At 62.2% G+C, this 12,290-nt stretch carries 14 protein-coding genes, 1 pseudogene and 1 riboswitch; of the genes and pseudogenes, 11 read left to right on the top strand and 4 right to left on the bottom strand.

Annotated features, from left to right (window positions below):
• Position 1: 1 nt before the first annotated feature.
• A complete protein-coding gene (locus JW030_RS00210) occupies positions 2 to 730 on the bottom strand; it encodes a hypothetical protein (protein ID WP_188045946.1) in 729 nt (242 codons plus the stop codon).
• Between the two features lie 73 nt (positions 731 to 803).
• Positions 804 to 920, top strand: a riboswitch (SAM riboswitch).
• 42 nt (positions 921 to 962) lie between these two features.
• Between JW030_RS00210 and JW030_RS00215 the strand changes: the two genes are divergently transcribed.
• The 7 genes and pseudogenes from JW030_RS00215 (at position 963) to JW030_RS00245 (ending at position 5,379) form a co-directional block, all read left to right on the top strand.
• Positions 963 to 1,310, top strand: coding sequence for a hypothetical protein (locus JW030_RS00215; RefSeq protein WP_188045945.1), 348 nt, complete (start codon positions 963 to 965; stop codon positions 1,308 to 1,310).
• A 522-nt stretch (positions 1,311 to 1,832) separates the two neighbouring features.
• Positions 1,833 to 2,090: a DUF1643 domain-containing protein gene (locus tag JW030_RS13635; RefSeq protein ID WP_370567037.1), complete on the top strand. Its 258-nt coding sequence runs from the start codon at positions 1,833 to 1,835 to the stop codon at positions 2,088 to 2,090.
• Entirely contained in the window at positions 2,008 to 2,211 is a 204-nt protein-coding gene (locus tag JW030_RS00225) for a DUF1643 domain-containing protein (protein ID WP_206348590.1), read from the top strand. Before JW030_RS13635 ends, JW030_RS00225 begins: the two co-directional genes overlap by 83 nt.
• Positions 2,212 to 2,608: 397 nt before the next feature.
• The gene (locus JW030_RS00230) at positions 2,609 to 3,850 is read left to right on the top strand and encodes a hypothetical protein (RefSeq protein ID WP_188045944.1); all 1,242 of its coding nucleotides are present in this window, start codon (positions 2,609 to 2,611) and stop codon (positions 3,848 to 3,850) included.
• A gap of 275 nt (positions 3,851 to 4,125) precedes the next feature.
• Positions 4,126 to 4,269, top strand: a pseudogene (locus JW030_RS00235) (integrase core domain-containing protein); the annotation flags it as partial.
• Positions 4,270 to 4,333: 64 nt separating this feature from the next.
• Positions 4,334 to 5,110 carry a tetratricopeptide repeat protein gene (locus tag JW030_RS00240; protein WP_188045942.1) on the top strand — a complete coding sequence of 259 codons (777 nt, stop codon included), beginning with the start codon at positions 4,334 to 4,336 and terminating at the stop codon, positions 5,108 to 5,110.
• Positions 5,111 to 5,154: 44 nt separating this feature from the next.
• Positions 5,155 to 5,379, top strand: coding sequence for a hypothetical protein (locus JW030_RS00245; protein ID WP_188045941.1), 225 nt, complete (start codon positions 5,155 to 5,157; stop codon positions 5,377 to 5,379).
• Between the two features lie 34 nt (positions 5,380 to 5,413).
• On the opposite strand, the gene JW030_RS00250 is transcribed toward JW030_RS00245, so the two are convergent.
• From JW030_RS00250 to JW030_RS00260, 3 genes are all read right to left on the bottom strand, one after another.
• Positions 5,414 to 6,301, bottom strand: coding sequence for a hypothetical protein (locus tag JW030_RS00250; RefSeq protein ID WP_188045940.1), 888 nt, complete (start codon positions 6,299 to 6,301; stop codon positions 5,414 to 5,416).
• Positions 6,294 to 6,773, bottom strand: a complete 480-nt coding sequence (locus JW030_RS00255) for a chorismate mutase (protein ID WP_188045939.1) — start codon at positions 6,771 to 6,773, stop codon at positions 6,294 to 6,296. Before JW030_RS00255 ends, JW030_RS00250 begins: the two co-directional genes overlap by 8 nt.
• Positions 6,774 to 7,156: 383 nt before the next feature.
• Positions 7,157 to 7,801, bottom strand: coding sequence for a metal ABC transporter ATP-binding protein (locus JW030_RS00260; RefSeq protein WP_188045938.1), 645 nt, complete (start codon positions 7,799 to 7,801; stop codon positions 7,157 to 7,159).
• Between the two features lie 26 nt (positions 7,802 to 7,827).
• On the opposite strand from JW030_RS00260, the gene aztB reads away from it, so the two are divergent.
• From aztB to aztD, 4 genes are read left to right on the top strand one after another with little or no spacing between them, the layout of a single operon-like run.
• Complete coding sequence (gene aztB / locus JW030_RS00265) at positions 7,828 to 8,757, top strand: zinc ABC transporter permease AztB (protein ID WP_188045937.1); 930 nt, start codon at positions 7,828 to 7,830, stop codon at positions 8,755 to 8,757.
• Positions 8,754 to 10,019, top strand: a complete 1,266-nt coding sequence (locus JW030_RS00270) for an ABC transporter (protein ID WP_188045936.1) — start codon at positions 8,754 to 8,756, stop codon at positions 10,017 to 10,019. Before aztB ends, JW030_RS00270 begins: the two co-directional genes overlap by 4 nt.
• Positions 10,016 to 10,942 (top strand): zinc ABC transporter substrate-binding protein AztC, encoded by a 927-nt coding sequence (gene aztC, locus JW030_RS00275; protein ID WP_206348591.1) that lies wholly within the window; start codon positions 10,016 to 10,018, stop codon positions 10,940 to 10,942. The genes JW030_RS00270 and aztC overlap by 4 nt, the downstream gene beginning before the upstream one ends.
• A gap of 51 nt (positions 10,943 to 10,993) precedes the next feature.
• Positions 10,994 to 12,208, top strand: a complete 1,215-nt coding sequence (gene aztD, locus JW030_RS00280; protein ID WP_188045962.1) for a zinc metallochaperone AztD — start codon at positions 10,994 to 10,996, stop codon at positions 12,206 to 12,208.
• The last annotated feature ends 82 nt before the right edge of the window (positions 12,209 to 12,290 follow it).

The following is a 12,290-nucleotide window of genomic DNA, read 5'->3' on the forward strand; positions in this document are numbered from 1 at the left end:
GTCAGGCCTGCATTTGCGCGTAAAGCACGGCCAGGTCGGCGCGGGAGCATATCCGTTGCGGGGATTGGCCCACCTTTCCAAGCAGGAGCAGGGCTGCCGGTGGCTCGAGGCCTGCCTCCGCCTGGCCAGAAAGAAGATTGATCGCCTGAACTGTCGTCGTCGTCGGGATGACGCCCAGTACCCGATCACCGGTCTCGGCAAAAGCGAGCACTTTCTCGATAGGCGTGCTCTCGACGACCCCGCCGTGCTCAATAAGGTTCGAGGCGAACCAGCGGGCTACCGCGTTCGTGGTTATCAGCCTGTGACCGCTATCTGCCCGCACGGGAGCTTGTGAGAAATCCATGATGGTGACCAGCTCGAGAAATTCTCCGATGTCGTCGTCCGGCAGGAAAATTCGGGGTTGCCCGTAATCCCTCAGCGCATCGATGAGGAGCGGCGGTCTCTCCAGGTGCCTGTGGAGCTTGGTGATGGCGTCAACTGTGTCTTCGCGAGGATCAGCGATAGGCGCCCCATTGAGGTAGCCCTTGTGGCTGATCGCGTTTCGAAGCTTCGCGAAGGCCCTCAATTGATCCTTCTGGCTGAGAAGTAGAGTGTCCGAATTTGAAACCAAGTCGCTGAACGGGGCCCAGTCATTTCGGTCATCCCGCCTACCCTGCTGGCGGGCAAGTATCTCTTCGATGTCTGCAAAGGCGGTAAGAAACCTTTGGGCATTTGTTTCGTTCTCGACCACGTTGTCCTCCTGGAATGCTCTGGCCAAGACTATCCGGGACAGGAAAGGGGGTGTGTGCTATCGTCATGTTCACGTTCAAGAGTCGTGACCGTAGGTACCTGGCCGGTCACGCGACAACCCGAATCCATCGATTCCCGGGTGTCCCAGGGGAAGAACGGGCCCGCGAAGTCTCGCGGCGCAAGTATCGATGGGGCAGAGCCCCGGAGAGGGGCTTGTCCCTATGTCTGTATTCATGAATTCTGATCCAGTTGCGCGTGAGCAGAGTGGTCGAGACAAGATCGAGGCCGCGTACGCGGCCGCAGGAGGCGCGGAACTCATCACCGAGGGTGAGTGGGCCGGATTCGCCAAGGCCGATGCGATCGCCTGGTGCTGGAACCTGTACCAGTACGAGCCGCACGGCTTCGTGCACCCGGCAAACGAGATTCGTTACCGTCGAGAACAGGAGCTCGAGTCGGGAGGCATTCCCGAAGGTGGCGGCTACCCGGCGAAAGCCCGGCAATACATCAGTCGCGGCGTTACGCCGCAGCAGTATCGCGAGGCACGGGAGGTGCTTGGATCGCGGACGATTAGCTGGAGGTGATGCTCATAGCGGAGTGAGATGACCAGCGTAGGTCGTGCCGCTGAGCACGGGAAACATGCTCCAACCCCTTGTGCGTATTCGATGCTTTGACAGTGAATGGCTGTTGTCCAGTACGGGTCAGCGTCAGCGCTCGATACCGGGTGAAATGCTGCTCTTCATCGAGCTCAACGATGAAACTGTCGAGCGGGTGATCCCATCTGCTCAGAGCGAGCCGCCGCTCGCTCTGGACGCCGCCGAGCTGCGCATATAGGTTCAGCACCCAGCGCTCGGACGTCTGTGGAAGGCCTGGCATCCGAGGAATCCGCGGTATGGTCGCTAGGGGCTCAGTGCGCGATTCTAATGACCGGGAGTAACCCAGTTCGATGGGCTTCGTACCCCGTGCCGCGTCTTGCTCTCCTCGAGCCATGCCCGCATCTTGAGGTGAGAAACCGCTCCGGCCGCGTGCGACTATAGGAGCATGATTGTCGGAGTAGATACATCACCACGCGAGGCGCGAGGCTGGGTACAGCAGTGACGGTGACGATGCTCTACGCAAATACTCCAGACGACTCCGCGCGGTTCCTGCTGGGCACCGTTGGAACGAATCCTCTGGTGTGCATGGGAGTGAACCCGAGCACCGCTACACCGGAAAAGCTAGACCGCACGGTTACCCGGGTCGCCCGATACGCGGAGCTCAACGACCACGACAGTTTGGGGGATGCTAAACCTCTACCCGCAGCGGTCAACCGACCCCACAGGGATGGACGTCGTGCACGTTCCGGAGCTGAAAGCAGCGAATGAACAATTCATCGCCGAGTTCATCGGCGGTCGTAAGCTCACGCTGCTGGCAGCCTGGGGCGGGCTGATCACGATCAGACCGTATCTGCAGCATCGTGGAGATCACGGATGCGTCGTCGTGTGACTGGCAGTCGATCGGAGGGCTCCTGGCAGGCCGTCATCCGAGGCATCCGTCACGCGGCGCATACCTGGATCTGCAACCGTTCAACATCGACGCGTATCTGCGCAGGCTGCAGCAGACGGCTGTCATCTGACAGCAGCTTTCTCTGCCCCAGCAGGGCTTTCCTCTCCCTCGCTGGACAAGATTGAGACTTGCGGTACTCTTTTCTCGGGCGGTCTGGACTGCCCGTCTCCAAGTCGTGATTCCCACGTGATTCCGACGCCGAGGACAACGGTGGCCGATCCAGAATCAGCAGTACCTGTTCCGTACTCTCCTTTTCAGGGCGTTCGCGAGGCAGGCGTGGGGTGCCGAGCAAGGGAGTCGGTCAGTAGACGGACTTCGCGCCTGGAAAGAGATGACTATGTTCAACCTGAATCACGATCAGGATCGAGAGCTTCAGCGCGATGCGCGCGCATGGAGCTTGTTCTCCGGCATGAAGTACACCGCGGCTCTGCGCCTGATGCAGCATCCGTTGGCGCAGGGCATCCTCGGGGAGAGGATCAGTTCCAGAGCTGTAATCTCGGTGCTTATTGAGCATCCGGTGCTGTCAGAGCCCGTATGGGACACGGACGACTCCGGCGACGAGTTCCAAACCGAAGAGCGCGTCTCGCACCTCGGTGAAACTGGTCTCTGGGATGCAGATGAGCGTCCTCTGCAATGCGCGAGCGAAGACGACTATCTGGTCGTGGTGCTCACCGCTGAGGTACTGCGGATGTTCGCGCCAACGTCACAACCCCATGAGGACGCGTACAGCTACAACCTCAAGCACACCGTCGAGGAGTTCCTCGGTGAATATCTCGGAGAGTTCTCCCATATCGGCAACGGCACCGCGATCTGGGCGGCGGCGGCGCTCGGCATCCCCGTGGTGGAGAGCGCTATCGGCGAGTATGGCAGGAACGCCCACCTCGGGCTGGAGCCGTTGCAAGTCGAGTACGCACGCCGTATGCGCCGCAACGTGCGAGGCTCGGGATCCACGATCCGGGCGCATCACCATCGCCCGCCTGGGTATCTGTTCCTGCAACATGCCCTCGAACGCTACCGCGATACCGGGGCGGCTCCCGCTCGCTGGGACGGCGTTGACGACAGCGCAGAGCCGCTGACAAGCCCGTTCCACGAGTGGTTGGTCGCCCAGGTCTCCGGCTCGGGGCGCGGCAAGGCCGGTTCGCGGGAGTCGCTCGCATATGACTACCGCGCCGGAGTCAACGATGGCGACCACGGCGTCGCGCTCGAGCCCGAAGACCTAGTGCGGATGCTCGATGAGCTCGCTGCCGACACTGCGTACCTCGACGAGGCGCATAAGGCCGTGCTCGACTGGGCGCGCACGTCGCCCGAGTCCCTGGGCATTCGTACCGAGCCGATCGACGGGGGCAGGCACAAACATCGAGGGTGGGGCGCTGGCGCTGGCGACGTCGAGCTCCACGAGTACAAGTGCCCTTGTGGCGAGGGCAGGATCCTCGAAGAGCACGACAACGTCCCGGGCTTCCGTGAACATGATGTGCGTATCATCTGCAAGCGGTGCGCTGCAGAGTGGCGGTTCGTTCCCGGGCGCCCAGTGAGGCGTTGGCGGCTGGAACCGAAGCCCCAGGGCATCGCTGAGGGATAGCTTGTAGTGCGGGCTCATGGTCCATGGGCCCGCATTCCGGCGAGTTCGCCAAGATGGGTCTTCGCGCGGCGGGTGATTACGTCGAGGTCGAACCTCGGCCGCTCTAGCATCGAATACAGGCGGCTCGGACAGCTTAATGCTCGACGGAAGATCCGAGGTGACGTTCATTGACGCCAACGGTGGCTCTGAAGCACACGAATCGTATCTCGACGAGATGGCCCTCACCCACACCGCACTTTGCTCCATTGGAAGCGAATACTCACTTGGCCGGCGGTGATGTCGAGATCGCAACAGCTGAATGGGTGGACTGGTACAACGAGCGTCGCCTCCACGGCGAGCTCAACCATGTCACCCCTGCCGAGTTTGAAGCCACTCACCAGGCTATGAACCTGGCTCCCGTTTTGATTCAAACCCGCTAGAAAAACCCTCCACTAAACACGACACTTGACAGTAGTGTTTGAGTAGTTTATGAAAGGGGCGCTCATGGGGTGGTTCAAAAACTTATTCAGCACAAGGACGGTTGCACCCATTGAACCGGTTGAGGTCAAACCCAACGAAGGCGCCCCTACTGCCCAGGTGGACGATGATGCAGATCCGTCCCGGATGCACCTCCTGGGGTTGGTGGCCAAAGAGTCCGGAAGGACTGCAGTGAGCCTGGAGCTGCTCAGCGCGGCCGCGGCCGCCGGCTACGTGCCTGCGATGCTCGACGTCGGACTTTTGGTCGAGGACCGCGGCCCAGATGACCCGGCGGTCCGATGGTGGCGTCAAGCAGCCGATGCGGGCAGCTCCGTAGGGATGTTCAACCTGTCGATTCACTACCGTCGAGAAGGAAACGCGGAGCAGGGGCTGTTCTGGAATCGCAAGGCCGCGGAGGCCGGCGATCCAGACGCAATGCTCGGACTCGCAGTTCAATGCATTGACGATGCGGACATCCCCGAGGCGCTTCACTGGACCTCTCTGGGATCAAGCGCTGGGAAGAGCGAGCTGATCCCACTGCACGAACTTCTGCAGCGTGCGGCAAACGGCGACACCCTCGTCATGCGGGAATTCGCTGCCAGTCTTCAGCAGTCGTCGAAAGAGCAGTCCGCGATCCTCTGGCTGACAATGGCGTCTCGTTGCGGCGATGTCGGGGCGCTGCCTACGTTGCAAGAAATCATGGGCGAAGAAGCCTTCTTCGACTGGTTTCTAGCCAAGGAGCAGCGATCGAACGTAGCGGTAATGGAAATGACCCTGTCTGTGGCGGAGGACGACCGCGAATAGCTACAGGCGAGAATCGCACCGCGCGGCTCCACCTGGAGGTCAACATGTCCACTGCGCTGCCGAACAAGACTGATTCCAACCCAGCCGAGGAGCTAACTGCTCGGCTCAAGAGCGAGATGTCGTTCCTCTGGGGTGGCACTAACCCGGCGGACAATCCCGAGTATCTGCGCGGAATGGTTGAGCTGGCGGCGGAGCTGATCGGTTTTGCCGACGGCGAAGGCGACGACCTCCGTGAGGCGCTGACCGCCAGAGTCTGCTCCGGCTCATGAGCGGTGAACTCGAACTGCATCTCGAGTGGTGCATCTAATCGGTGTCTGAATCGCGTGGCTTGCCCGGACCGGTTTCGCGCGGCAGCGCACGCGTGTCAGGCTGCCGCCGCAGTGGCACAAAGGAAGGTTCTCGCTCCCCGTCACCGATAGCGATAGAAAGGTCAGCTCGCAGGTCCTGATCGAGGGCGCTCGAACTCGATGCCCGCATTGCCGTGAGCATTGCCGCCGCTTGCTGTGGTGAGATCTTCGAGATGGCTTCCTTGGCGGCTTCCAAAGCTTCTGGCTCTTGGATATTCGCCGTGCTGAGGGCGCGCTTCTGCTCTTCGATGAGAGCCTCAGCGAGCCGCATCAACAGCATGCGCTCCTGCGCCTCTCCAACGCTCATGTCGCTACGGAGCTCCGTCGACACTTCGTCGTACTTGTCGAAGACAATTTGTTCGACTCTCTCCGGTCTCGGCACGACAATCTCTGCAGGGACGACTGAAGCAACTTGCCGATCTTTCGCAGTCAGTTTCTTTGAAATCCTGGTTCCCCATTGCCGAAGCGAATCAAACTTCGGAAGTACGGTTGCCTGAAACCAGCGCTTCGCGGACGGCGCAGACCTGTACGCGGCATACACAAGTACACCAGTGGCGATGAGGGCTGTAGCGATCGCGAGCATGGCTGCATCAAGTTCGGCGGTGTCGCCGTCGTTGTCGGCATCGTGGCTGCATTGATGGTCACACTCTTCTTCGAAGTGCTCCGCTTCTGGCTCGTCGACAGGAACAAAAATCGCATGAGAAGTAATGTGACCGGTCACTTCGTCACGGGACACTCCTTGAACTGCACCATCCACATTGCGCGAAGGGGCAAGGGGATTCTCTGGGTTGACGTGCCGGTACAGGTCGCCCTGGGGTGTTGAGCTATTCACGGGATCATCCATCTTGCCGAGTGTTGAAGTAAGCGCGGACTGCGTCTGCCTGAGTCGGAGTGAGGAACCAGGCCATCCCCTTCTCATGGTCCGGGTATTTCGTGCGCAAGTAGTTACGGACTTTTAGACCGGGTCGCGCCTCAGGGAGGTGGCCGAGTTCTTTAGCAAGCTCCACAGGTGTGATGGTGCGTCCTGCGCGTAGCGCGTCAAGCTCGATCGCGGTGAATTCGGTGAGCATGGCTTGGAATGCGCTTTCCGCTATTGCAGGGGATGTCCCCATAACTTTGGCAAAGTTACGGACCCTGGCAATAATCCGGTCGACGCGTTCTGGATTCAAGACAGCAGCTTCGTTGTTCTCTAAATGACCAGCCGCGCGTACTAAATGCTCTCGTTCGGCGAGCAGTGCGACAATCCGCTCGTCTACAGAATCAACAAGTTCACGCAAGTCATTCAAGGTTTGGCTCGAGGTTGGTTGCATGCTCATGGGCTCATCGTATCTATGCATTGCGGGGGCTGGGCAGGAAAGCTGTCCAGCAAAAGTTCGGCCAGAACAGAACCGCACATCATTGATTGTGAAGCTGGAAAATTTCGGCGCTTAACCTGGAAAACTGCGCGAACGGGTGCCAGGGATCCCTTACGGTACAAGGGCTTCCGGATTTCGTGAAACACCCCACGAGTACAAAAACCCCAGATCAGATAAATGATCTGGGGTTTTTGCGTTTCCACGTGCGTGCGTTGGGTTGCGACGGCATTTTTTACCAAAATGAGCGGGATCCTGCCTGAACTGCTGGATGGTGGACGCTCCGCCGAAGTTCGGTGCGGGGCCGGTCGAAGGCTGGCGGTGAGCTCAGGCGCGTGTTGCCTCCTTCAGTCACGAAAAGACCGGGAACTGTCCCCGAGCGTGACGACCGCGTCGGCGATATTGGTCGTTTCAGCATCGTGGGTGACGACCGCGACTGCTACGCCGCGTGCGGCCTCCTCAGCAAGGATCGCCCGCGTGCGATCGCGGCTTTCGGCGTCGAGCCCGGTCGATGGTTCATCGAGCAGCAGGATCGGGGCGTGTCGTGCGAGCGCCTGAGCCAGAAGCACGCGCTGCCGCTGGCCCCCGGAGAGTGCGGTGAATGCGCGCCCCGCGAAGGCTGACAGATCCACCCGCGTCAGCGCGTCCTCGACGGCTTGGAGACGCACGGCGCGCCGCATGCCCCGCCCCCAGGGGCGCGCGCTGGACCAGGTGCTCATGCTGACGACGTCGAACACGGTCAGCGGGAGTAGCTCGGGGGTGGTGGTGCGCTGCACGACGAGGGCGATCGGGCCGGTGGAGAAAACGCGCCCCGCGAGTGGGTGACGCACCCCCGCGAGGATCTCGAGGAGCGTGGATTTCCCCGAGCCATTGGGGCCAAGGATCGCCGTCACGGTGCCGCGTGGCAGAGCGATGCTCACGTCGTGCAGTACGCGGAGCTCACCGAAGGCGTAGTCGAGGTGGTGTGCTTGCAGAGCGAGTGTCTTTGTCATCGGGGCCAGTCTACGCCTTGTTGAGAATGATTCCCATTTGCATATATGGTGGGCGAGTGCCTTCTCTCCTCGAACCGTTCGCTACGGAGTTTGTGCTGCGCGCGCTGCTCGGCGGGGCGCTTGCCGCCGTCATCTGCGGGATCGTCGGAACCTGGGTCGTGATCCGAGGAATGGCATTTCTGGGTGAAGCCATCGGTCACGGCATGCTGCCAGGGGTCGCGCTCGCCACGGTGGTCGGGGCCCCGGTAATGCTCGGAGGAGCAACCAGCGCCATTGTCATGAGCGCGATGATCGGACTGCTGCAGCGCCGAGGCCGACTCTCCGCCGACACCAGCATCGGACTCCTGTTTGTGGCGATGCTGTCCCTCGGCGTGATCATCGTGTCCCACTCCAGAACTTTCGCGACCGACGCGACGGCGATGCTGTTCGGCGACATCCTCGCGCTCACCATCCCGGACATCGTGGCGCTTGCCCTCGCCGCGGTGGTGACCGCGTTCATCGCGACGACCCTGCACCGCAGCTTCGTCGCCGTTGCTTTCGATGCACGTATCGCCCAGACTCTCGGCCTACGCCCGCGCTTCGCGCAGCTCGCCCTTGTCGGGCTCGTCACCCTCGCCGTCGTCGCCTCGTTTCAGGCGGTCGGATCGTTGCTCGTTGTCGGGCTGCTGCTGGCGCCCGCGGTTGCAGCCGGCCCGTGGACCCGCCGTATCCCCGCACGCATGGTGCTGGCGGTGGGATTCGGCATCGTCGCGGTCGCGCTGGGGCTCATCGGATCGTGGCATTTGGGCACTGCCGCGGGGGCCTCCATCGCGATCGCGGCAATCGCGCTCGCAGCAGCCTCATCGGGGGTTGCCGAGTTATGTGGCTCCGTACGCCCCTCCGCTCAGACGCCTGTCTCACCGCCAGCCCCAGACTCCATTCCTCCACTCATCTCCGAGCCCGAAAGCAGTTCATGACCGGTCGTACGCCCCTCGCCACCCTTGCTGTGCTCCTGATTCTGGCCCTCGTTGGCTGCGCCGAACCACAGGCGCTGCCAACCGATGATGCATCTCCCGTTCGCTCGGCTGACCACGGTGCGGTAGCTGAAGCCGTGGAGGTCGCGGAACCGCAACTGCATCTCGTGGCGATCGACCTCGCCGGCAACACGTCGATGCTCGACCTCCTGCGAAATCAGGCCTCCACGCTCGACCGCGTGACGTCGCCCTCCGAGGTGACCACGGACGGCCGATATGTGTTCGCGGCAAACGACGACGGCGTGGAGATTCTCGACAGCGGGGTCTGGACCTGGGATCACGTCGATCACTTCCACTACTATCGCGCCGAGGCGCGCACGATCGGCGTGGTACCGGGTCTCGGCACCGCACAGGTCTCGACCGGTTTACTCTCGACCGCGGGTTCCACTGGCCTGTTCTTCCCGACTTCGGGCGAGGCCGTGTTGCTCGACAACGCGGCCCTTGCACAGGGAGACATTGTCGAAACGTTGCGCCTCGATACCGGTGCGCAGAACGGCCTAGTAGTGCCCCTCGAGCACGGCGCACTCGTCACCGGCGCGAGCTCGGGATCCCGAGCAGATCAGCTGCACCTTGTCGGTGCGGACGGCGAGGACGATACGGAGACTGAAGACCAATCAGTTGCCTGCGTTGATCCTGCGGGCAGCATCACGACCCGGGTTGGTGTGGTCGTCGGCTGCGCAGACGGTGCAGTGTTGGCGACGCAAGACGGTAGCGGGAACACAACCATCGAGCGGATCGAATACCCCGCGAACGCTGCCGTTCCCGCGACAGAGTTCACCGCCCGCAAGGGGCGACCGACGGTGGCGGGCATCGGTGAGGACCCCGGTGTTTGGCTGCTCGACACGCGAGCGAAAAGCTGGCTCTGGATACCGAGCGACGTGGACCTGCTGGCGGCGGCGGCGGTGGATGACGACGCCGGGCACGTCGTCACTGTCGGTTCCGATGGGATTATGCGGGTGCACGCCGCGGAGACTGGCGAGTTGCTCGCCGCAACGGACCCGCTGCTCAACGAGACGCTATCCGGCCTGGCCGGCGATCCTGAATTGGCCGCGCTGGTGACCGTGACAGTCGATGCGGATCGGGCGTACGTGAATGCTCCTGCCGAGGGGGTCGTGTACGAGATCGACTTCGCCGACGATGCTCGCATTGCGCGAGTGCTTGACACCGGTGTCCGGCCAGATCACCTCGTGGAGGTCGGTCGATGAGTCGGCGCACCGCCATGGTCGCAGCGGTCTGCCTGGTGTTGTTTGGGGGCGTCGGCTGCGCTTCGCAGGGAACTAGCGAAGGGCCGCAGGTTGTTGTCACCACGAACATTCTTGGAGATGTGGTCGAAGAGGTGCTGGGCGATCAAGCCACCGTGACGACGCTCATGCGCCCGAACGCCGACCCGCACTCCTTCGAGCTGTCCGCGCAGGACGCGGCGCTTCTGGATCGTGCCGACCTCGTGGTGTCGAACGGGCTCGGGCTCGAAGAAGGATTGCAGCAACACCTCGACCGGGTGACAGACGCGGGCACTCCGATGCTCGTCGCGGGCGACGTCATTGACGTGCTGCCCTACGCGACCGGAGATGCGGCGGGCACACCTGACCCCCACTTCTGGACCGACCCTGGGCGGATGATCGATGTGGTCGATGCGTTGGAAAACACCGCGGAGAAGATCCCCGGCATCGATTCGGTGCGACTGGCCGAGAGGGCGGAGGGGTATCGCGACCAGCTCATCGAGCTTGAGTCTGAGATGAGTGCGGCCTTCTCACAGATTCTGGGCGATCACCGCGCCCTCGTGACCAACCACCACGTGTTTGGTTATCTCGCCGATCGCTTTGACTTTCGGGTGATTGGGGCAGTGATTCCCGGCGGCACGACGCTGGCGGCTCCGAGTGCCGCTGATCTGCGCGATCTGAGTGCGGCGATCGAGACCGCCAGCGTACCTACGATCTTCGCCGAATCATCCCAGCCGGACCGTCTCATGCAGGTGCTTGCCAGTGAGGCGGACCTCGAGGTACAGGTCGTCGAACTGTTCACCGAGTCCCTGACCGCGCCCGGCGAGGGCGCGGAGAGCTACCTCGAAATGATGCGCGCGAACACCGATCGTATCTCCACTGGCCTGTACCCCCGGCCGTCCCCATAGCCCCGACATCCGCAGTACGAGAACCACACAACAGAAAGAAGCGCAATGAAGATGACACGAAGAAACGCCCGTCTGGGCGCCATCGCAGCCGCTGCAGGAGTTGCCCTGCTCGCTGCGGGCTGCAGCACAACCTCAGGCGAAGCTCCCGGAGCAGTCGCCACTGACGTCACGACGAGTGACGCGCACGACGCCGAGGGGCGAGTCGCCATCTCGTACGAGGGCGGAATCGCCCTGCTCGATGCGAAAACTCTCGAGGTGGTTGACGAGTTCAGTACGGAGGACTTCACTCGCCTGAACCCTGCGGGTGACGGCCGCCACGTGGTCGTGACCACCACCGCGGGGTTCCAATTGCTCGACACCGTGACGCCTGCACTCACCGACCTCGTGGTGCCCGCGACGGCCGCGGGGCACGTGGTGCGGCACGCCGGCAACACGGTGCTCTTCGACGACGGCACCGGAGTCACGACCGTACTGAACACTGCGGCGCTCGCCGAGGTCGGGGACGCGCTGCCGGAGGCCACAACCTACACCGCCGATTCTTCCCATCACGGGGTGTCAATCGTGCTCACGGACGGCACACTCGTGACCACTGTCGGGGACGAGACATCACGGAGCGGGGCGCACGCGCTCGAGTCACACGGGGACCACTGGGACGAGATCGCTTCGAGCGATGCGTGCCCCGGGATCCATGGCGAGGGAACCGCGGCCGACGAGGCCGTGGTGTTTGGGTGCGAGGACGGTGCACTCCTCTACCAGGACGGGGCATTTGAGAAGTTCGACGCCCCTGATGAGTTCGGGCGCATGGGGAACGCATTCGTCTCGGAGACCAGCCCCATTGTGGTGGGAGACTACAAGTCCGATCCTGATGCCGAGGGGTACCTGTTGGGATCTGTCGCGCTGATTGACACCGAAGCCAAGAGCTTCGAAGTGGTGGAGCTGCCCGAGAACGTGCGCTACACGTTCCGCGATGTAGTGCGTGGACCCAATGATCTGGCGTACATCCTCTCGACCGATGGCTCCATACACGTGCTTGATCCGACAACGGGCGACATCATGGACGAGTTCCCCGTGATCGACCCGTGGGATGGCCCGGTCGACTGGCAGGATGCGCACCCGGCGATCGTCGCGAACGGCGAGACCGCGTATGTGACTGAACCGGCAACACACACCGTTCACGCGGTGGATCTCACAACTGGGAAGATTACGGCGTCTGTTGCCCTTGATCAGGTGCCGAATGAGATCGCGGTGACGCTCGGCGCGCACTGAGGAATACCTGCCGAGTGCGGGATGGGACTATTGCAGCAATAGAAAGAGACTTGCGGCCCGGTACATCAGCTTGCGCTGGTGT

Source organism: Leucobacter sp. CX169 (assembly GCF_017161405.1).
GTDB lineage: Bacteria > Actinomycetota > Actinomycetes > Actinomycetales > Microbacteriaceae > Cx-87.

Excerpts from the sequence above, each read along its gene's own strand:
- JW030_RS00270 (WP_188045936.1), top strand. The coding sequence starts at position 8,754 with ATGACCGGTCGTACGCCCCTCGCCACCCTTGCTGTGCTCCTGATTCTG.
- JW030_RS00230 (WP_188045944.1), top strand. The coding sequence starts at position 2,609 with ATGTTCAACCTGAATCACGATCAGGATCGAGAGCTTCAGCGCGATGCG.
- JW030_RS13635 (WP_370567037.1), top strand. The coding sequence starts at position 1,833 with ATGCTCTACGCAAATACTCCAGACGACTCCGCGCGGTTCCTGCTGGGC.
- JW030_RS00255 (WP_188045939.1), bottom strand. The coding sequence starts at position 6,773 with ATGAGCATGCAACCAACCTCGAGCCAAACCTTGAATGACTTGCGTGAA.
- JW030_RS00245 (WP_188045941.1), top strand. The coding sequence starts at position 5,155 with ATGTCCACTGCGCTGCCGAACAAGACTGATTCCAACCCAGCCGAGGAG.
- aztC (WP_206348591.1), top strand. The coding sequence starts at position 10,016 with ATGAGTCGGCGCACCGCCATGGTCGCAGCGGTCTGCCTGGTGTTGTTT.
- aztD (WP_188045962.1), top strand. The coding sequence starts at position 10,994 with ATGACACGAAGAAACGCCCGTCTGGGCGCCATCGCAGCCGCTGCAGGA.
- JW030_RS00250 (WP_188045940.1), bottom strand. The coding sequence starts at position 6,301 with ATGGATGATCCCGTGAATAGCTCAACACCCCAGGGCGACCTGTACCGG.
- aztB (WP_188045937.1), top strand. The coding sequence starts at position 7,828 with ATGATTCCCATTTGCATATATGGTGGGCGAGTGCCTTCTCTCCTCGAA.
- JW030_RS00215 (WP_188045945.1), top strand. The coding sequence starts at position 963 with ATGAATTCTGATCCAGTTGCGCGTGAGCAGAGTGGTCGAGACAAGATC.
- JW030_RS00260 (WP_188045938.1), bottom strand. The coding sequence starts at position 7,801 with ATGACAAAGACACTCGCTCTGCAAGCACACCACCTCGACTACGCCTTC.
- JW030_RS00240 (WP_188045942.1), top strand. The coding sequence starts at position 4,334 with ATGGGGTGGTTCAAAAACTTATTCAGCACAAGGACGGTTGCACCCATT.
- JW030_RS00225 (WP_206348590.1), top strand. The coding sequence starts at position 2,008 with ATGCTAAACCTCTACCCGCAGCGGTCAACCGACCCCACAGGGATGGAC.